15 protein-coding genes and 1 tRNA gene are annotated in these 19,961 nt (G+C 47.2%); 10 read left to right on the plus strand and 6 right to left on the minus strand.

The genetic code is table 11. From position 1 onward, the window contains the following. Positions 1-4: 4 nt before the first annotated feature. The 8 genes from V7Q13_RS10630 to V7Q13_RS10665 all read left to right on the plus strand — a co-directional run bounded on the left by V7Q13_RS10630 (position 5) and on the right by V7Q13_RS10665 (position 12,292). Positions 5-1,393 (plus strand): lactate utilization protein B, encoded by a 1,389-nt coding sequence (locus V7Q13_RS10630; RefSeq protein ID WP_333800663.1) that lies wholly within the window; start codon positions 5-7, stop codon positions 1,391-1,393. Continuing rightward, positions 1,393-1,986: a LutC/YkgG family protein gene (locus tag V7Q13_RS10635; protein WP_333800664.1), complete on the plus strand. Its 594-nt coding sequence runs from the start codon at positions 1,393-1,395 to the stop codon at positions 1,984-1,986. Before V7Q13_RS10630 ends, V7Q13_RS10635 begins: the two co-directional genes overlap by 1 nt. A 162-nt stretch (positions 1,987-2,148) precedes the next feature. After that, positions 2,149-3,522 (plus strand): glycoside hydrolase family 88/105 protein, encoded by a 1,374-nt coding sequence (locus V7Q13_RS10640; RefSeq protein ID WP_333800665.1) that lies wholly within the window; start codon positions 2,149-2,151, stop codon positions 3,520-3,522. Positions 3,523-3,545: 23 nt separating this feature from the next. Beyond that, entirely contained in the window at positions 3,546-4,877 is a 1,332-nt protein-coding gene (locus V7Q13_RS10645) for a rhamnogalacturonan acetylesterase (protein ID WP_333800666.1), read from the plus strand. A 9-nt stretch (positions 4,878-4,886) separates the two neighbouring features. After that, positions 4,887-7,718 (plus strand): glycosyl hydrolase, encoded by a 2,832-nt coding sequence (locus tag V7Q13_RS10650; protein ID WP_333800667.1) that lies wholly within the window; start codon positions 4,887-4,889, stop codon positions 7,716-7,718. A 12-nt stretch (positions 7,719-7,730) separates the two neighbouring features. Continuing rightward, positions 7,731-10,595 carry a glycoside hydrolase family 2 protein gene (locus V7Q13_RS10655; protein WP_333800668.1) on the plus strand — a complete coding sequence of 955 codons (2,865 nt, stop codon included), beginning with the start codon at positions 7,731-7,733 and terminating at the stop codon, positions 10,593-10,595. Positions 10,596-10,642: 47 nt separating this feature from the next. After that, positions 10,643-11,530, plus strand: coding sequence for a glycoside hydrolase family 43 protein (locus V7Q13_RS10660; protein WP_333800669.1), 888 nt, complete (start codon positions 10,643-10,645; stop codon positions 11,528-11,530). A 141-nt stretch (positions 11,531-11,671) separates the two neighbouring features. Then, the gene (locus tag V7Q13_RS10665) at positions 11,672-12,292 is read left to right on the plus strand and encodes an acetate uptake transporter (protein ID WP_333800670.1); all 621 of its coding nucleotides are present in this window, start codon (positions 11,672-11,674) and stop codon (positions 12,290-12,292) included. Between the two features lie 85 nt (positions 12,293-12,377). Here the strand turns inward: V7Q13_RS10665 and V7Q13_RS10670 are convergent. From V7Q13_RS10670 to V7Q13_RS10695, 6 genes are all read right to left on the minus strand, one after another. After that, positions 12,378-12,461 (minus strand) — tRNA-Leu (locus V7Q13_RS10670). A 39-nt stretch (positions 12,462-12,500) separates the two neighbouring features. Beyond that, on the minus strand, positions 12,501-12,986 hold the full coding sequence (gene hscB / locus V7Q13_RS10675; RefSeq protein WP_333800671.1) for a Fe-S protein assembly co-chaperone HscB: 486 nt from the start codon (positions 12,984-12,986) through the stop codon (positions 12,501-12,503). A 6-nt stretch (positions 12,987-12,992) separates the two neighbouring features. Beyond that, positions 12,993-13,715, minus strand: coding sequence for a tRNA1(Val) (adenine(37)-N6)-methyltransferase (locus tag V7Q13_RS10680; RefSeq protein ID WP_333800672.1), 723 nt, complete (start codon positions 13,713-13,715; stop codon positions 12,993-12,995). Between the two features lie 13 nt (positions 13,716-13,728). Continuing rightward, positions 13,729-14,745, minus strand: a complete 1,017-nt coding sequence (gene tsaD, locus V7Q13_RS10685; RefSeq protein ID WP_333800673.1) for a tRNA (adenosine(37)-N6)-threonylcarbamoyltransferase complex transferase subunit TsaD — start codon at positions 14,743-14,745, stop codon at positions 13,729-13,731. A gap of 99 nt (positions 14,746-14,844) precedes the next feature. Then, positions 14,845-16,092, minus strand: a complete 1,248-nt coding sequence (locus V7Q13_RS10690) for an ABC transporter permease (protein ID WP_333800674.1) — start codon at positions 16,090-16,092, stop codon at positions 14,845-14,847. Between the two features lie 128 nt (positions 16,093-16,220). After that, a complete protein-coding gene (locus V7Q13_RS10695; protein WP_333800675.1) occupies positions 16,221-16,823 on the minus strand; it encodes a hypothetical protein in 603 nt (200 codons plus the stop codon). A gap of 294 nt (positions 16,824-17,117) precedes the next feature. On the opposite strand from V7Q13_RS10695, the gene V7Q13_RS10700 reads away from it, so the two are divergent. Together V7Q13_RS10700 and V7Q13_RS10705 are read left to right on the plus strand one after the other, a co-directional pair. Continuing rightward, positions 17,118-17,831, plus strand: coding sequence for a succinate dehydrogenase cytochrome b subunit (locus V7Q13_RS10700; protein ID WP_333800676.1), 714 nt, complete (start codon positions 17,118-17,120; stop codon positions 17,829-17,831). A 119-nt stretch (positions 17,832-17,950) separates the two neighbouring features. After that, a complete protein-coding gene (locus V7Q13_RS10705; RefSeq protein ID WP_333800677.1) occupies positions 17,951-19,924 on the plus strand; it encodes a fumarate reductase/succinate dehydrogenase flavoprotein subunit in 1,974 nt (657 codons plus the stop codon). Positions 19,925-19,961: the final 37 nt, after the last annotated feature.

Below are 19,961 nucleotides of genomic sequence, written 5' to 3' on the forward strand. Positions count from 1 at the left end.
ATTCATGAGTGTACATCCAAATAAAGCTTCACAACCGCATGCTGAATTGGCCCAACAATTCAACAAGGATGAAGATCGTGTAAACTGGCACGATGAAACCCTGTGGTGGATTCGGCAAAAGCGGGATAAGGCTGCGTGGTCTGTACCTGAGTGGGAATGGTTGCGCCAAACAGCTTCCGACATCAAAGCACATGTACTGAGCAATATGCACGACCTGCTGACGCAGTTTGAAGCACAGGCATTGGCCAATGGCGCCAGTGTGCACTGGGCTGCTGATGCTGCAGAGCACAATGCCATTGTGCACCGCATTTTGCAGGAAAACAAAGTGCAGCAAATTGTAAAAAGCAAAAGCATGCTCACCGAAGAGTGTGGGCTGAATGAATACCTGCATGAGCATGGCATTGATGTGGTAGATACCGATTTGGGCGAACGCATTGTGCAATTGGCCGGCGAAACACCCAGCCATATTGTGTTACCTTGCATTCACTGGAAAAAAGAAGAAATCGGTGAATTGTTTCATCAGCATTTGCACACACCAAAAGGCAATGCTGATCCGCAATACCTCACTGGTGCAGCCCGTATTCATTTACGTGAAAAATTTCTGACCCGTAATGTGGCCATCACCGGTGTCAATTTTGCCATAGCGGAAACCGGCGAAGTGGTAGTGTGTACCAATGAAGGCAACGCCGACATGGGAACCCATTTAGCTGATGTACACATCGCTTGCATGGGCATCGAAAAACTGATTCCGCAGCGGCAGCACCTCGGCGTATTTACCCGCTTGCTGGCCCGCAGTGCTACCGGGCAGCCCATTACAACCTACACCAGTCATTTTCGCAAACCCGCACCCGGCAGGCAGTTGCACATAGTGCTGGTAGATAACGGCAGGAGCCGTCAGTTGGGGAGAGAAGCATTTCGCAATTCACTGAAATGCATTCGTTGCGGTGCGTGTATGAATACATGCCCGGTGTATCGGCGCAGTGGTGGTCATAGTTACAAGTATGCCATCAGTGGTCCCATCGGTTCTATACTGGCGCCCAATCTCGATATGCGTAAACATGCCGATTTGCCTTTTGCAAGTACCCTGTGCGGCTCTTGCACAAATGTATGTCCGGTAAAAATTGATATTCACGAACAGTTGTATCAATGGCGACAGGAATTGTACAAAGAAGGACTTGCCCCGAAAGGCAAAGCAGTGTCGATGAAAATGGCCGGATGGTTGCTGGGTAAGCCTGCGTTGTACCGCCTTGCGGGCAAAGCTGCCAGAACCGTGCTGCGCCTGTCGCCGTTTGTGGTGAAAAACAGTTTGAACCCATGGTACAAACAGCGGGAAATGCCTGCGCCGCCAAAGCAATCGTTTAGTGAGTGGTACGCCAAAAACAAGAAAGCCTGATGTCATCCAGATCAAAAATATTAGCACAAGTAAAAGCCAATCAACCGGCCACTGTTGCATTGCCCGATTTGGAATTGCCTGCACATGCCGCACAGTGGGATGCGCTGCAAAAGTTTGTCGAAACCTTGTCGGGCATTGGTGGGCGTGTCATCCGCATTTTACCTGGCGAAGATGCAACGGCTACCATATTGCAGGCATTTGATGACAACAGCAATATTCTCAATGTATCGGCTACTGTACAAGGTTTTCAGGCTTTGCCTGATGCAGCGTTTGAAGAACCAGCAATGTTGCAAAATGTGGACATTGCCCTGATGGATGCTGCATTTGGCGTAGCCGAAAATGGCGCTGTGTGGGTAATGGAAGCACAATACAAGCTTCGTGCTCTGCCTTTTATTTGTCAGCATTTGGCGGTGTTGCTGCCACTGCAGTCGTTGCTACCCAACATGCATGCTGCCTATCAACAAGTACAAGCCATGGGGCAGTACGATTTTGGTGTTTTCATTGCCGGACCATCCAAAACTGCCGATATCGAACAGTCGCTGGTGTTGGGTGCTCATGGCCCCAAAACCATGACCGTTTTTTTATTACCATAATCGGTTTTTTCAGGACGCAACAGGACGATTGACCACTGCTGTTCCGTATTTTGTTTGCGCAATAATTGCTTCACCAAATAAGTAGTTATTGCGCAACTGTTTTTTGTGCTTGAAAAGCCACACACAACATTGCAGCAAAACCGATTTTTCAATAACGATTGAATGAAGCCTATGAAATCATTGGGAAAAATGAGCATGCTGGCAGCAGCATGTATTTGCACTACTGCAGGTAGCCTGCAAGCACAGTATGTAAAAACCGGCGGCAGCGATGCTACTTCGCCATTGCACTTGTTGAAGCCCGATTATCCGGTGCCATACGAAACGCCTTCTCAGCAAAAAATTAAAGCGGTTGCCGATAAAGTATTTGCCTATCTCGATGCTACCACGCCGTATGCATTGCTCGATAAGCGAACAGGTCAGGTTACTACCGATTTGTCGAAGCCTGATACGAATATTGTGCTGCAAACCGGTGATTACCGGCTTACCAGTTATGAATGGGGTGTTACCTATTCGGCCATGTTGCGGATGAGTGAAGCCAGCGGCGATAAAAAGTATGCAGACTATACACACAACAGGGTACAGTTTCTGGCTAAAGTGGCGCCCTACTTTAGCCAGATGAGCAAAGCGTTTCCGCAATACCGCAATCCGCTCAAGCAGGTACTGGAGCCACATGCATTGGATGATGCCGGTGCTGTGTGTGCCGCCATGATTAAGTCGGCCAATGGCAATTTGCAAACGCCCATGCGGCCCTTAATTGATCGCTACATGGATTTTATCAGCAATAAAGAATTTCGGTTGGCAGATAAAACCCTGGCCCGCAACAGGCCATTGCCCAACAGCATTTGGCTCGATGACTTATACATGAGTGTACCAGCATTGGCACAAATGGGCAAGTTCACAGGTAATAACGCATATTACGATGATGCAGTGCGCCAGATATTGCAGTTTAGTGAACGTATGTTTAATACGGGCAAAGGATTATACATGCACGGATGGATTCAGGGCATGGAGCCACATCCACAGTTTCACTGGGGGCGTGCCAATGGCTGGGCCCTCATGGCTATGAGTGAGTTGCTGGATGTATTGCCAGCTACACATCCCGGCTATGCCAAGGTATTGAAGCAGTTTCAACAACATGCTGCTGGCCTGGCAGCGTATCAGTCGGGTAGTGGTTTCTGGCATCAGTTGCTCGACCGCAGCGACTCTTATCTTGAAACATCGGCTACTGCTATTTATGCCTATTGCATGGCGCATGGCATCAACAAAGGATGGCTTGATGCAAAGGCGTTTGGTCCTGCTGTACTGCTGGCATGGAATGCCGTTAGCACCAAGGTAAACGACAAGGGACAAGTAGAAGGTACATGTGTGGGTACAGGCATGGGTTTCGAACCTGCGTTCTATTATCATCGTCCTGTAAATGTGTTTGCAGCGCATGGCTATGGTCCGGTTTTGCTGGCCTGTGCTGAAGTAATGATTTTGACACAGCAAAAGCATTTCAAACTAAACGACAGTGCACTCATGTTTACAGAACAGTAGTGAACAGCGTTGAAAATAATCTCATGAAAAAAGTTGGACGATATTGGTTGTTGTTGTTGATACTGTCTTTTTGCAGCAGCCATATTTCGGCACAAACCTTGCGCTTCGATTTTGGTAATGGAAAAGCCGCGAAAGGATTTACTGCAGTTACAGCCAATGCGATGTATAGCGATGCTGCAGGTTTCGGCTTTGAGCCTGGCGCTGTTATTACAGCCGTACTGCGAAAAGGAAAAGATCAAAGAACCAATGATTTTGTAACCGCCAATAAGCCTTTCTTTTTTAGTGTACGCTTGCCTGAAGGCAACTATCGGGTGAAACTGTGGTTGGGCGATGTAGCAGGCACTTCTTCCACTATTGTTCGTGCCGAATGCCGCAGAGCAGTATTGCCGCAAGTCATCACCAATACAAAGGAAGTGAAAGAAGTATCCTTTCTGGTGCATGTGCGTGATACTATGATTGCAGGCACGAATACGCAGGTAAAAATCAAAGCCCGGGAAAGAGAATACTGGCATTGGGATAACAAACTGACGCTGGAGATAAATGATAGCTTACCCAAACTGTGTGCTTTGGAAATAACGCCGGTTCACAATGTACCCGTTATTTTTTTGGCTGGCAATTCTACAGTAGTCGATCAGGCATCTGAACCTTACGCAGCTTGGGGGCAAATGATACCGCAGCTATTTCAATCTGATAAAGTTGTGGTGGCGAATTATGCAGAGTCGGGCGAAGCACTGAACAGTTTTTTGAGTGCAAAGCGGTTGGAAAAAATACTGAGTCTCATGAAGCCCGGCGACTATTTGTTCATAGAGTTTGCCCACAACGATCAAAAGCAAAAAGGTGCTGGTATTGGCCCATGGGAAAGCTATACCAAGCTGCTGCACCAATACATTGAGAGTTGTCGTCAAAAAGGGGGGCATCCGGTGTTGGTGACTTCTATGCACCGCCGCAACTTTGACAGCAGCGGGCATGTCATCAACACTCTGGGCGATTATCCAGCGGCCATGCGTAAAGTAGCGGCCGATTTGAAAGTGCCATTGATTGATCTCAACAACATGAGTGCTCAACTCTACGAAGCATGGGGCCCAAAAGCTTCGGAAAAAGGATTTGTAATTTATCCGGCCAACAGCTTTCCCGGTCAGGAAAAAGCCTTGCTCGACAACACGCATTTTAACCCGTATGGCGCTTACGAAATTGCCCGCTGTATTGCGCAGGGTATGAGAGATATTCAATTGCCATTGGCGCAGTATCTCTTGCCGGCATTACCCGCATACAATCCTTCGCAGCCAGATAAAGCAGCGCAATTTTATTGGCCACTGAGCCCGGTGATTGCCAAGGCAAAGCCCGATGGTAACTAACGCATGTTTATGATGAAAAATAAGATTCTTATTCTCTTTTGTGCCGTTGTTTTTCAGTTAAGTGTTTCAGCACAATCACTGCAGTGGCCAGTGAGTACTGCTGAAACCAAACCGTGGACACGCTGGTGGTGGCAGGGTAGTGCAGTAAATAAAACTGACATTAGCCGCCTGTTGGAAATGTACAGCGATGCGGGATTGGGCGGTGTAGAAATTACGCCCATCTACGGAGTAAAAGGCGAAGAAGCCAACTTCATTCAGTACCTCTCTGCACAATGGGTAGACATGCTGCAACATACTTTGCAACAGGCTACCGCCAATGGCATGCAGGTGGACATGGCCACAGGAACGGGCTGGCCTTTTGGCGGTCCGTGGATTAGCTACGAGCATGCTTGCAAGCAAGTCATCAGTAAAAATTGGACTCTGCAAAAAGGCAACACCATACCTGATAAAATTGTGGCCACACAACAACCTTTTATCAAGGGCACAAGTACTACGCCGCCAAAATTGGAAGCCGTAAAAGATCCTGTAGAGAGTAACATTAATCTGCAACAGTTAGCCATCGATCAGGTGAAGTTTGCAAAGCCTTTGCCTTTGATTACATTGATGGCTTATCCCGCAAATGCTTCACCCATTGACATCACCGCTTTGGTAAAAGCAGATGGCAGCATTGACTGGGTAGCGCCAACCGATGATTGCAAAGTGTATGCGTTGTTTTTGGGCTGGCATGGCAAGCTGGTAGAAAGAGCCGCACCCGGTGGCGAAGGCAATGCCATCGATCATTTTAGCAAACCTGCTATCGATACGTATTTCAGCAAATTTGATGCAGCCTTTGCGGGTAAAGACATCAGTGCTTTGCGGGGTTTTTTCAACGACTCCTATGAGGTAGATGATGCCCGTGGTCAGGCCAATTGGACGCCACGTTTACTCGATGAATTTGCACGGCGCAAAGGGTATAGGTTGGAAAATTATTTGCCCGCTTTATTTGGTAAGGCAGACGCCAACAGCAATGCAAGAGTGTTGTTTGATTACCGCGAAGTGATTGCCGAATTAATCTTGGAAAACTTTACACAACCTTGGGCAGCATGGGCCAAAAAGAATGGCGCCATCGTACGAAATCAAAGTCATGGATCGCCGGGCAATACCATGGATTTGTATGCAGCAGTTGATATTCCAGAAACAGAAGGGACGGAGTTGTTACGCTTTAAGTTTGCTACTTCTACAGCGCATGTGGCCGGAAAAAAATTAGCAGCAGCCGAAGCGGCTACCTGGCTCGATGATCATTTTGTAAGCACATTGGGTGGCGTCAAAAAAGCCATTGATCAATACTTTATCGGTGGTGTCAATCACATTGTATATCATGGCACCAACTACTCGCCGGCTAGTGCTGGTTGGCCAGGCTGGATGTTTTATGCCGCGGTACATTTCAATCAAAACAATCCTTTTTGGCAGCAGTTTCCGGCCTTGAATAAATATGTAGAACGCAGCCAATCATTTTTGCAGGCAGGCAGCATTGATAATGATGTGTTGGTATATTATCCTTTTGCAGATGCGCAAATGGAACATGGCCGCGACTTACTAAAACATTACGATGCTATGCGGCCCGAATTCAATGGCACCCGCTTTGCCCACATCAGCGAATGGATGCAGGCAAAAGGCTACGGATTCGATTTTATTTCGGACAAGCAATTGAAACAGGTGAGTGTACGCAATGGGGTGTTGCATACTGGGGGCACTTCATATAAAACAATTTTGCTTCCGGGCAATCAATACATTCCGTTGGCTAGCATGCAACAGCTGTTGCAACTGGTAGCCCAAGGTGCAAAACTACTGGTGTATCATGCCATGCCCAACGATGTGCCTGGCTTAGCCAACTATGATGCGAATGCCGCAGCGTTGAAACAATTATTGTCTGGTATTCAATGGAATGAAAATGGTGCAGTAAAAACAGCGCAGCATGGCAACGGCAGCATAAGCATGAGTGCTAATGAGCAGCAATTGCTGGATGCAGCGGGCTTTCAGCGGGAAGCCTTGGTAGATATGGGTTTGCAGTTTATCCGCCGCAACTACAATGGTAGCAAAGTGTATTTCATTTGCAATGCCAAAGACAGTGCTGTTGATGCCTGGGTTCCGTTGAATGTGGTTGCTGCAGCTGTCGGTATTTATAACCCCATGACGGGCGAAACGGGTTTGGCACAAACAAAACGAAATAGTAACGGGCAGTTATTGGTGCATGTGCAATTGCCCGCTGCAGGTTCACTCATTGTACAAGTGGGTGCTGTAAATGCGGCAACAAAATATCCGTTGTATCAGACAATTGCTAAGCCCGTCGCTATTGGCAAAACATGGGCTGTCGGTTTCGATGATCGTTTTCCCAATGCACCGGCAGCTACTACTGTTTCATCACTAACATCTTGGAGTGAATGGGGTAATGCGTTTACCTATTACAGTGGGGTGGCTACTTATCGCAGCAGTTTTGCACGGCCTGCAGGCAATGCCAAGTGGTACCGCCTCAATTTGGGCAAAGTAGGCGAGAGTGCCAACGTGTGGATCAATGGTAAAAAAGCTGGCACTGTGTTGGGTCCTGATTATACATTGATAGTGGATGCAGCTTGGTTGAAGCCAACCAACAGCATACAAATTGAAGTGAGCAACAGCATGGCCAACCAAATGATTTTACTGGAGAAAAACGGAGAGCCTTGGAAGAAATTTTATAACACCAATTTTCCTGCGAAGCTGGCGGAGAATCGTGGTGCCGATGGATTGTTTACGCCCATCAAATGGACGCCCAAACCTTCTGGCCTGCTGAGTGAAGTAACCCTGACTGCCTTGCAGAAATTATAAATGAACATGTGTATGAAACGGTATGTATTGGCTGGATTGTTGTTGCAACTCATTATTTGTTGTAGCAATGTAATTGCGCAAAAAACAGAAGTGCGTTACCTCTCGGGAACAGATAATGAGCACACTGTACAATGGGATTTTTTATGCACCAAAGGCCGTAATAGCGGTAAGTGGACAACCATTCCTGTGCCATCGCATTGGGAGCAGCATGGCTTTGGTGGCTATGATTATGGCCGTGATTATGTGACCTATGGTAAAAACTTTCGCTTTCATGATGAACAGGGACAATACAAGCATCGCTTCAAAGTACCCGACAGCTGGAAAGGCAAAGATATTTTCATTGTATTCGAAGGATCGATGACAGACACCGAAGTAAAGATCAATGATAAGTTGGCTGGTCCGGTTCATCAAGGTGCCTTCTATCAATTCAAATACAATATTGCTGATAAACTCTTGTGGGGCAAGGAAAACTTGCTGGAAGTAACCGTGAGTAAAATGAGTGCCGATGCCAGTGTAAACAACGCTGAACGCTTGGCCGACTACTGGATATTAGGCGGCATTTTTCGTCCGGTGTATTTGATGGCTTTGCCTGCTTCGCATATTACACGTACTTCTATTGATGCAAAAGCAGATGGCAGTTTTGCAGCACAAGTTTTTTTGCAAAAACCGGTACAGACTTCGCAACTTAAAGCCAGCATATTCGATAGCAAAGGAAAGCTGGTATCAAGTTTTCAGCAGTCAGTTTCAGGCAAAGACTCTGTGTTGGTTTTGCGCCATCAGCTGGCAGGCATACAAACATGGAATGCGGAAACACCCAACTTGTACAAGTTGCAATTAGAGTGGGTACAAGGCTCCAAAAAGCTACACAGCATTACACAGAAATTCGGTTTCAGAACCATTGAGATTCGTAAAGGGGAAGGCATTTTTATCAATGGCACGCAGGTAAAAATGAAAGGAGTGAACAGGCATGTGTGGTGGCCCGAAACAGGCCGAGCTGTAAATGCAAAAATTGATTTAATGGATGTGCAGCTGATGAAGCAAATGAACATGAATGCTGTTCGTTGTTCGCATTACCCACCCGATCAATCTTTTCTGGATATCTGCGATTCATTGGGCTTGTATGTGTTGGATGAGTTGGCCGGCTGGCAAAAGGCATACAGTACCAAAGCCGGTGCACCCCTGGTAAAAGAAATGGTGGAAAGGGATGCCAATCATCCGAGCATCATCATCTGGAGCAATGGCAATGAAGGTGGGCACAACAAAGAATTGGATGATGATTATGGTATGTATGATTTTAGTAAACGTCCGGTGATACATGCACATCATCGCCCCGGCAATGAGTTCAATGGCATTGATTGTAATCATTACGAAGATTATTACAGCAGCAAGAAAATACTGGAAGACGAACCACACATTTACATGCCAACTGAATTTTTGCACAGTCAGGATGATGGTGGTGGCGGTGCTGCTTTGTACGACTTTTGGGAGCTGCATTGGAAAGCGAAAAAAAGTGCCGGTGGATTTTTGTGGGCATTGGTAGATGAAGGATTGGTAAGAACCGACATGAACAACCTCATAGATGTAAATGGCGTGAATGCACCGGATGGCGTGTTGGGGCCGCATCGGGAAAAGGAGGGTAGTTTTTTTGCCATCCGTGATATTTTTTCACCTGTAAAAATCAGCTGGCCCGATTTGCTGCCTGCCAGTTTCGACGGAACAGTGGCTCTTGAAAACCGGTATCATTATAGCAACCTCAATAGTTGTGTATTCAAATGGCAATTGTTGAATTATACCAAGCCATACAGCGGGCAAAAAGGTGCCAGTGTGTTGAAAAAAGGTACAGTTGCATCACCTGATATTGCTCCGTTGAAAACTGGCAATTTGTCGCTGACACTACCCACTGATTGGCGCAACTACGATGCGTTGGAATTGATTGTTGTTGACCAGCACGGAGCAGAAGTGATTCGTGATATCCGGCGCATAAAAAACAATCAGGCCTTGTTGACTGCGGCCATTAGCCGTATCGGAAAAGACAGCGTCACAATTGCAGACAACGATACATTGATTACGCTGAAATCAGGCCCGGTAAGTATTGCCATCAATAAATCTACCGGATTGCTTGAAAAAGTGGCTAATGCAGACCGTGGCCCATTGTCGTTTGCCAATGGCCCTGTGCTGGTAGGTGGTGATGCCAAAGTGCAGTCGGTTGTTGCCGGTAAGCAAGGGGCCAATGCGGTAATAACGATTACGTATACGGGCACTATGCAACAAGCCGTGTGGACCATGCAGCCCGGTGGTTGGGTGAAGCTGGAATACCAATATGCACCCGTAGGAACGCAACAATTTGCAGGCATTAGCTTCAGCTATCCTGAAAACTTTATGCTGGGTGCCCGCTGGTTGGGCAACGGGCCTTACAGGGTTTGGAAAAACAGAATGTTGGGCGGTCGGTTTAATGTACATGAGAACATGAACAACAATACCATGACCGGCAGTTATCCATGGAATTTTCCAGAGTTTAAAGGTTATTATGCCAACATTGCCTGGATGGAAATGAATACGGTGGAAGGTAAATTTTTAATGGCCAGTGAAGATGATAGTTTGTTTGTCCGGCTGTTTAATTTCTACGGATTGAGTGGTCCTAAACCACATCCGGTGCTACCTTCTGGCGATATTTCGTGGCTTGATGCAATACCGCCCGTTGGTACCAAGTTAGCGTTGGGTTTAAACACCAATACAAAAGTGTTAGGTCCGCAAAGTGAACCCAAGGTATTCGATGGCAAACCTATCAAACATACATTGTGGTTTTATTTTGGCCTGCCTTCGCCCGAAGATCAGCGGCAGCAGTTCACCATGCCTTCAGTAAATGATTTGTTGTAATGAAACGGCGGTTTTCATTTTTCTTATTGCTCTTTTGCTTTGCCTGTATGCATGTTTCAATTGCTCAGGATAGTGTGTACCTCTTTGCTTATTTCAACAACAATGGCAAAGACGGTCTTCACTTGGCATATAGCGAAGATGGCTATACCTACAAGGCTATCAAAAACGATAAATCATTGCTGCGACCTGTGTTGAGCAAAGACAGCCTGATGCGTGACCCATGCATTATTCAAGGCGTAGATGGCCGCTTTCACATGGTGTGGACAGTGAGTTGGAATGACCGCGGCATTGGTTATGCGTCCTCATCAGATCTTATTCATTGGAGTGAGCAGCAATACATTCCCGTGATGGCGCATGAAGACAGTGCACTTAACTGCTGGGCTCCAGAAATAACGTATGATGCTAAAAAGCAACAGTACATTATTTATTGGGCTACCACTATTCCGGGTCGTTTTGCTGCAGGTAGTCAGTCTGGGGACGGACGCTACAATCACCGCATGTATTATGTGAGCACAAAAGATTTTCGCAGCTTTAGCCAAGCCCGGTTGTTGTATGATTATGATTTCAGTGTGATTGATGCCAGCATTTTTCGGGTAGGAAATCGCTACGCTATGCTGTTGAAAGATGAAACCAAAGCACCGCCTCAAAAAAATCTGAGGATTGCATTTAGTAAGCATGCACACAAAGGTTTCAGCAAACCTTCTGCACCTATTACGGGTAGGTATTGGGCAGAAGGCCCTACGGTTGCTAAAGTAGGAGACCTGTGGGTGGTTTACTTTGATAAATACACCAGCCATACCTACGGTGCGGTTGCTTCCAAAGACCTCATTCATTGGGAAGACATTTCAGACAAAGTGCATTTTCCAAAGGGTATCAGGCATGGTACGGTGTTGCGCATCAGCAGGGCAACGCTGCTGCCATTGCTGGCTTTGTAAATGATTATTGTTTTTACATTCTTCAGCTTTCCATGCTGATTGAAGGAGATTTTAACTTGGGTAAATCATAACATGTGTTGAGTAATGTCATGTAGTGGTCTGTTGCAAGCCTTTACTTTTCGGGTGAAAAAAGTACGAATCATGCAACAACAACAGCATACATCGCATCCCGATCCTACAGCACTGGGTTTATTTGGTTTGGCCATGGTTACACTGGTAGCTTCTTCACAAAAACTGGGGCTTACACAAGGCACATCCATGGTATTGCCATGGGCTGTTTTTTTGGGTGCCATGGTGCAGTTGGTAGCGGGTGTATATGATTTTAAAAAAGGCAATGCATTTGGTGGCACTGCATTCATCGCTTATGGATTTTTCTGGCTGGCGGTGGGTATGTCGTGGCTCATTAGTATGGGCGCATTAGGCGATGCATTGAAAACCGCTGCAGACTCCCGTCAGTTGGGCGTCGCTTTCATTGGGTATCTCATTTTTACCCTGTACATGACCATTGGCGCTACACAAACCAACACTGTGTTGTTCGCCATCTTTGCTTTGATTGATTTGCTTTTTATTGGGCTGAGCATTTCTGTGTTGTCTACCAATGAAGCATTGAAAGAAGCGGCACATCAATTGGCTGCGTATGCTGAATTACTCATCAGCCTTGCATCCTTTTATTTGTCTGCAGCCTACATTTTCAAAGCGCAGTTCGGAAAAACCTTGTTGCCTATTGGAGGCAAATTGTTTGCATCCAAGACCATAGCATAAAATGTTGAAGTAAAATGTATACCGCCTGTTCAGTCAGGGGCAAAAGAAAAGGCACTTCTTCACTGAAGTGCCTTGACTAGGGTTGTGCCCAGAACAGGAATCGAACCTGCACTCCCTTGCGAGAACCAGATTTTGAGTCTAGCGCGTCTACCAATTCCGCCATCTGGGCAGCTTGTTTCGCAACGGGTTGCAATATTACAGCGTTTAGCTATTCAGCCAACAATCGGTCCAAATATTTTTTTTGATAATACCAGGTCTTTACCCCATGCAAATCCTTTTCGCTTAATGAAGCGGTATTTTCATTGGCCAAAATGCCAGCGATGGGAGCTTTAATTTCCGCTTGTAATTCATCCACCCGGGCTCTAATACTGGCGGCATCGGCTCCATCCATGCGCATTTCATTTAGCTCCATAACCTCCATTAAAAAGGCTGGGGGCAGCGTAAACTTTTCTTCTTCCTCCAGCATGCCATGCAATTGCAGCACATATTTCACAGTGGCATCTTCTGTTTGAAATGTCTTCCAGGCCTGGTTAATGAGCGACGACATTTCCATGGCTTTATCCTGCGCTTCGACAGACTCCTGACCAAAAAAATCGGGGTGGTATTGCTTTTGTAAACGCACATAGATACGGGTAAGCGCAGCTTTATTCACAGTAAAAGAAACCGGGATATCAAACAATTCAAAATAGTTCATGAGTGGTTACAATTTCAGGTAGTAAGGTTTCAATAGTTGTACAAATGCGGGGTCGTATTGTTCTTGATTGCCGGCAATGCTGATTGTTTCAAATGTTGAATGAGCATTTTGTTCTTGACTAAAAATGGCCATGGTTCTGAACAAGTCATGCGTGGGAGTTTGCCGCACATCGCAACCATGCACAACTGTGAGGTGAAGTTCTGCGGCTAAAGTGAGCATCGCTTGCTTTCGGTAAAATGGCAGCAGCACTGCAAATTGCCCATTTGCAGCCAACAACGATTTTGCTTTCAGGAATAATTCTTCCAGTAGCAAAGCATCGGAATGATGGGCAATGTTTTTGGCATCAAAAAAGGAGCTGAGTTGCAGCTCATGAAAAGGCGGATTGCTGATGATAAAATCGGCTTTCGGTTCGGCAGGCATCCAGCGGATGTCTTGTTGTAGCACTGCAATTTGAGCAGCAAATGGCGACGCTGCTACATTTTCGCTGGCTTGTGCTACAGCATCGCCTTCAATATCTACTGCAGTAATACGCAGGTTGTTTTTTGCTTGTGCCAGCATCAGGCTTAGCAAGCCAGTACCGGTTCCTAAATCGTATGCTGTTGTAGCATTAGTAGCCTGTACCTGTGCCGCCACCCATGCCCCAAACAAGCAGGCATCGGTGGTCACTTTCATGGCGCACTTGTCCTGATGGATGGTGAATTGTTTGAATTGAAACCAGGTGTTTGGCATAAATACACAATTGTTACCAACTGGCTCTTGCCGATGGCGATGCATCTAAACTACTGAATTGCCCGTCGAGAAATTTATAGTAAGCCGCAATGGCAATCATACCTGCATTGTCGGTGCAGTATTCAAAAGCTGGCATATACGTGTTCCAGTGAAAACGTTCGCCCGTTGCTTGTAAGGCTTTACGCAGGCCGCTGTTGGCGCTTACACCACCTGCCACACATATTTCTTTGATGCCCGTTTCTTTCGCTGCCTTCATCAGCTTCTTTATCAGAATTTGAATGATGCTTTGCTGAACAGACGCACAGATATTGGCCAGTTCTTGCTGTACAAAATCAGGGTTCTCTTTCTGTGCTTTTTGCAAAAAATAAAGAATGGATGTTTTCAATCCACTGAAGCTGAAATCAAGTCCTTGTATTTGAGGTTCGGCAAATTTGTAGATGGCTTGTCCTTGCTGTGCATACTTGTCAATCAGCGGGCCGCCGGGGTAGGGCAGGCCAATGAGTTTGGCACTTTTATCGAAGGCTTCGCCAGCGGCATCGTCCAGTGTTTCACCAATCACGGTCATTTGCAAAGGGCTGTCGCAACGTACAATTTGGGTGTGGCCACCGCTCACAGTAAGGCACAAAAAAGGAAACGAAGGACGGCGGTTGCCAATGAGATTGGCCAGCACGTGTGCCTGCATGTGGTGCACTGCAATAAGTGGTTTATCCAGCGCCAATGCAAGGCTTTTAGCAAAACCACTGCCCACCAGCAACGCACCAATAAGGCCCGGCGCTTGGGTGTATGCAATGGCATCAACACTTTGTAAATCGCATTGTGCCGCTTGCAAAGCCTGCTGCACTACAGGCACAATGTTTTGCATGTGTGCCCTGCTGGCCAGCTCGGGTACCACTCCGCCGTATTGCTGATGCACCGTTTGGGTGGCAATGATGTTGGATAAAATGTCACCATTGCGGCAAACAGCAGCAGAGGTTTCATCGCAGGATGATTCGATAGCGAGTATGGTAGCAGAAGCCGTGAATGTGCCCATGTGTTATGGCACAAAAGTATCTAAATGTGCCAATGGAATATCGCAATCATCAATTCCAACTTCCTTCTTCCGTAATTCTTACTTCGTACCTCGTCCTTTCTACTTACTTCTAATAGCTACTACCGGATCGAGCCGGGCTGCATTCCAGGCAGGAATGATACCTGCCAGTAAACCCACGCCAATGCTGATACCCATGGCCAGTGCCACTATGCCTGCGGAAATAAATACTTTAAACGGCAGGGCCGCACTTAGTGCCAGCGTAATAAGAAACACCAGCAGTAAACCAATGAACCCACCAATGATGCAGAGGAACGAAGACTCTAACAAGAACTCTGTCATGATGTAGGCTTTTTGGGCACCTACGGCTTTCTTCAATCCTATTTGTGAGGTTCGTTCTTTCACCGTTACAAACATGATATTGGCGATCCCAAACAAACCTACAATAAGGCTGAAACCTCCAATAACCAAGCCGCCAATATTGAGGTTGGTAAACAATGCATCTAGGCTTTGGCTACTGGCTGTTACATCGTTCAGGGCAAAGTTGTCGTCTTCGGTAGGGCGCAGTTTGCGTACACTGCGCATAATGCCTTTCAGCTCATCTTTGAGCACATCCACCGCTACACCTTCTTTGCCTTTTACGAGCAAAAAACGGCCGGCATTTCTTTCATCAACCACCTGGCGGCAAAAATTGAAAGGCACGATAATAATGTTGTCGAAATCCCATGCACCCACCATGCTTTGGCCGGCCTTTTTCATTACGCCAACAATGGTGGCGGTACGGCCGGCAATGGTCACCTGTTTGCCCACGGCTTTTTGGGGCTCGTCAAACAGCTTCACAGCATTTTCGTAGCCCATTACAATTACCGGAGAGCCATTGGCAAATTCGCTGGAAGAGAGGTAGCGGCCATCACCGAGTTTTATTTCTTGAATGCGGTTAAACTCTTCAGTAGCGCCATACCAGCTCACATTCGTCAGCAGGTTGTCTTTGTATTCTACATTGCTGCTATTGAAGAGCATAAACGCCACCGCATCGGCATACTGGCTGCGGGTTTTTATGGGGCGCATTTCTTCAAACTTGGGCTCGGGGCGTTTTACATATTTCCACCACGGATAATCGCCGCCGCCGCCCCAGGGCCACTTTTGTACGTATACAGTGTTGGTGCCAAGGTCTTTCAAACCGTCCTTAATATTTTGCTTCAGGCTTTGTACCGTGGCCAGTACACCAATGATGCAAAAGATGCCGATGGTGACACCAAACAGGGAAAGAAAAGTCCGCATTTTATTGGTGCGAAGTTCTTCGATGGCCATTTTAAGGCTGTTCCATACAATGTTTACCACTTTGCGCATAGGTCAAATGTAGCGGCATTCAGCCCTTTGTATCCGCTATTTATATGAACGGCTTGTGGACTCATGCAGCGGATAAAAAAACAGCTTCCGATGAGGGAAGCTGTTTTGTAAAAGCAGTTATGTGAAGATTAGTCTTTGTTGTACCGGCCGCCGCCAATGCATATGCCGAGTTTTACACCGAGGTAATTATTCTTGAGGCTGAAATCGGTTTTGCCCACCAGATTGTATTCTACACCCAGGCGAAAATGGCCTGCTTCGAAACCTGCCCGAAACATGCCACCAAAATTGTTGTCGGTGAGCACATCGGCATCGGTGGTAGTGGTAGAGCTGGACACATACGCACCAGCAACAGAATACAAACCCGTACCTGCGCCAATGAATGGCCGGAATCCGCGGTTGCTCAGGTAAAAGTCGCCGGTAATGAGGTAAGAGCCGTTTACCTGCACATCGCCTTCAAACTGGTCTCCGTTTACCACTACGCCCCGGGCCATGGCGGCGCCTTCCAGGCGAAGGCCCAGTGCAAATTGATCTACGATGGCATATTTGGGTTCTATCACAAACAAGGCACCGCCTCTGCTACCTGTGCCACTGCCCATGGGCAATGCGTAGCCAAGGCTTACGTCAACTTTAAAAGGTTTGAATACCCGGCCAGATTCTTCTTCTTGTGCCATTGCAGCGCTGCCCAACATCAGGCCAGCTGAAAGCAACATCAGTTGCAAAGTTTTCTTCATGATAAAAGGATTAGCGTTGAGGTGGTAAAGATAGGGGCGCAACGGTTGTTCAATTGCAGTAAAAAATACATGTGATTCTATTAAACAACGGAGAACCTCTTTTAAGACAAGTTGTTGAGTTGAAATGTATAACGTTGAAAATCCTGATTTATGTCATGCTTCAACGTTTGCATAAAAAAGAAAGGGTATAAACTTCGTAAACGGGCCGATTTTATCGGCGGGCAATGAAGATACATCCCTACTTTTGCGGCGCCTTGCAACATTGCAAGTATTGCCGAACTACAAGCTTACGATATGACCTGGAAACAAGCGTTTACTTCTTCGATTGGCAAGAAACTCGTGATGGGACTCACGGGACTTTTCCTGATTGTTTTTTTGATTGTACACGTAGGTATCAACGCCTGCATTTTTGCCGACCTTAATGTGCCCGTGTGGCCTTTCGACCCCAGTGATGACGGCGCTATTTTCAACAAGGCAGCGCATTTTATGGGCAGCACCATTTTAATCCGCATACTCGAAGTGGGATTGTTTGCCGGTATCATTCTGCACATTGTGCAGGGCCTGATGCTGGAAGCCAGCAACCGCAGCAAGCGGAAACAGGGCTACGCAGTACAGTTGGGTGGCCGCGGCAGCAAATGGTACAGCCGTGCCATGGGTTTGCTGGGTACCCTCATCATGATTTTCCTGATTTTGCACCTGGCTCATTTTTGGGTAAAGGCCCGCATTACCGGAAGCGACGACATGCCCGAAGTAGAAGGCATGCACAACATGTTTAACCTGATGAAAGTAACCTTTAGTGAACTGTGGGTAGTGATTGTATATGTGCTGGCTTGTATTTCGCTGGCGTATCACCTGCAGCATGGTTTCCAGAGTGCTTTCCGCACATTGGGTGTACACAACAACAAGTGGATGACGATTGTACAAAGCATTGGTGTGGGTTACTCCATTCTGGTGCCGTTGTTGTTTGCCCTCATGCCCATTGCCATGTATTTGGGTTGGGTAGGCTAATGCCGGGATGTGCAATGCTGTTGAAGTGAGTGACACAACCGGAGCTACATAGTAGCACAACTGCTGGTTTCAAAAAAGAATAGAAACAATTTAGAACACAAATCATTTATACGAACGATATGCTGAACGCAAAAATTCCTGCCGGACCGCTCGACAAAAAGTGGACATCGTATAAAAGCACTTGTAAGCTGGTAAACCCGGCTAACAAACGCAAACTGGAAATTGTAGTGGTAGGTACCGGCCTGGCTGGTGCCAGTGCTGCTGCTGCCCTTGGCGAACTGGGCTACAAAGTGAAGGCTTTCTGCTTTCAGGATAGCCCCCGCCGTGCCCACAGTATTGCGGCACAGGGTGGTATCAACGCTGCCAAAAACTACCAAAACGATGGCGACAGTGTGTACCGCTTGTTTTACGATACCATTAAGGGTGGCGACTACCGTGCCCGTGAAGGCAATGTGCATCGCCTGGCCGAAGTGAGTGGTGCCATCATTGACCAGTGCGTGGCGCAGGGTGTGCCTTTTGCCCGTGAATATGGCGGCTTGCTGAGCAACCGTTCGTTTGGTGGTACACAGGTACAACGTACGTTTTATGCAGCCGGCCAAACGGGTCAGCAGTTGTTGCTGGGTGCCTACAGTGCGTTGGAACGCCAGGTAGCACTGGGTAATGTAACTATGTACAACCGCCACGAAATGCTGGATGTGGTTGTGGTAGACGGCAAAGCCCGTGGTATCATTGCCCGTGACCTGGTGAGTGGCAAACTGGAACGCCACTTTGGCCATGCCGTACTGCTGTGCAGCGGTGGCTATGGCAACGTATTTTATTTGAGCACAAACGCCATGGGCAGCAACGTAACTGCCGCCTGGAAAGCGCATAAAAAAGGTGCCTTCTTTGGCAATCCCTGCTTTACACAAATTCACCCCACTTGTATTCCTGTAAGTGGCGACCACCAGAGCAAACTCACCCTGATGAGTGAATCGCTCCGCAACGACGGTCGTATCTGGGTGCCCAAAAAGCAAAACGATACCCGCAAGGCTTCCGATATTCCTGAAGAGGAGCGTGACTACTACCTGGAGCGTCGCTATCCTGCTTTTGGTAACCTGGTACCACGTGATGTGGCCAGCCGTGCTGCCAAAGAGCGTTGCGATGCCGGCTATGGTGTAGGTAGCAGCAAGCAGGCGGTGTACCTCGATTATGCCGATGCCATTAAGCGCTACGGTAAAATTGAAGCTGGTAAAAAAGGTCTCGACCATGCCAGCGAAGCCGAAATTATTGCCCTCGGTAAAGAAGTGGTGAAAGAGAAATACGGTAACCTCTTCGATATGTATGAAAAGATTACCGGTGAAAACCCTTACGAAACACCAATGCGCATTTACCCCGCGGTACACTACACCATGGGTGGCCTGTGGGTAGACTACGAACTGATGACCAACGTGCCCGGTTTGTATGCTTTGGGTGAAGCCAACTTTAGCGACCACGGTGCCAACCGCCTCGGTGCATCGGCGCTGATGCAGGGCCTGGCCGATGGTTACTTCGTAATTCCTTACACTTTGGGCAACTACCTGGCTGACGATATTCATACCAAGCCGCTGCCCGAAGATCATCCGGCATTTGTGGAAGCTGAGAAAGCCGTAGCCGATCGCATTCAACAACTGATGAGTATCAAGGGAACCAAAACTGTGGAAAGCTTCCACAAGCGTTTGGGTAAAATCATGTGGGACAAGTGCGGTATGGCTCGTAACGCTGAGGGATTGAAGCAAGCGATTGCAGAAATTCAACAGCTGAAAAAAGAATTCTGGAGCGATGTAAAAATCCCCGGTGAAATCAACGAGCTGAACCCTGAACTGGACAAGGCCAACCGTGTAGCCGACTTTATAGAGCTGGGTGAACTGATGTGTATTGATGCACTCAACCGCAACGAAAGCTGTGGTGGTCACTTCCGCGAAGAAAGCCAGACCCCAGAAGGTGAAGCACAACGCGACGATGCCAACTACATGTACGTAGCCGCCTGGGAATACAAAGGAGACCACCAGTGGGAACTGCACAAAGAAGTGCTGGACTACGAAGTGGTTAAACCAAGCCAAAGAAGCTACAAGTAAACAATTTGGAAATGTGGTAAAGAGCTAATTCAAAATG

This window comes from Phnomibacter sp. (genome assembly GCF_036803085.1).
Lineage (GTDB): Bacteria > Bacteroidota > Bacteroidia > Chitinophagales > Chitinophagaceae > Phnomibacter.

Bases quoted from the DNA above. Each gene is read 5' to 3' on its own strand.
- V7Q13_RS10690 (WP_333800674.1), bottom strand. From the start codon at position 16,092: ATGCGCAAAGTGGTAAACATTGTATGGAACAGCCTTAAAATGGCCATC.
- V7Q13_RS10655 (WP_333800668.1), top strand. From the start codon at position 7,731: ATGAAACGGTATGTATTGGCTGGATTGTTGTTGCAACTCATTATTTGT.
- V7Q13_RS10695 (WP_333800675.1), bottom strand. From the start codon at position 16,823: ATGAAGAAAACTTTGCAACTGATGTTGCTTTCAGCTGGCCTGATGTTG.
- V7Q13_RS10630 (WP_333800663.1), top strand. From the start codon at position 5: ATGAGTGTACATCCAAATAAAGCTTCACAACCGCATGCTGAATTGGCC.
- V7Q13_RS10680 (WP_333800672.1), bottom strand. From the start codon at position 13,715: ATGCCAAACACCTGGTTTCAATTCAAACAATTCACCATCCATCAGGAC.
- V7Q13_RS10705 (WP_333800677.1), top strand. From the start codon at position 17,951: ATGCTGAACGCAAAAATTCCTGCCGGACCGCTCGACAAAAAGTGGACA.
- V7Q13_RS10650 (WP_333800667.1), top strand. From the start codon at position 4,887: ATGATGAAAAATAAGATTCTTATTCTCTTTTGTGCCGTTGTTTTTCAG.
- V7Q13_RS10665 (WP_333800670.1), top strand. From the start codon at position 11,672: ATGCAACAACAACAGCATACATCGCATCCCGATCCTACAGCACTGGGT.
- V7Q13_RS10640 (WP_333800665.1), top strand. From the start codon at position 2,149: ATGAAGCCTATGAAATCATTGGGAAAAATGAGCATGCTGGCAGCAGCA.
- V7Q13_RS10660 (WP_333800669.1), top strand. From the start codon at position 10,643: ATGCATGTTTCAATTGCTCAGGATAGTGTGTACCTCTTTGCTTATTTC.
- V7Q13_RS10635 (WP_333800664.1), top strand. From the start codon at position 1,393: ATGTCATCCAGATCAAAAATATTAGCACAAGTAAAAGCCAATCAACCG.
- V7Q13_RS10645 (WP_333800666.1), top strand. From the start codon at position 3,546: ATGAAAAAAGTTGGACGATATTGGTTGTTGTTGTTGATACTGTCTTTT.
- hscB (WP_333800671.1), bottom strand. From the start codon at position 12,986: ATGAACTATTTTGAATTGTTTGATATCCCGGTTTCTTTTACTGTGAAT.
- tsaD (WP_333800673.1), bottom strand. From the start codon at position 14,745: ATGGGCACATTCACGGCTTCTGCTACCATACTCGCTATCGAATCATCC.
- V7Q13_RS10700 (WP_333800676.1), top strand. From the start codon at position 17,118: ATGACCTGGAAACAAGCGTTTACTTCTTCGATTGGCAAGAAACTCGTG.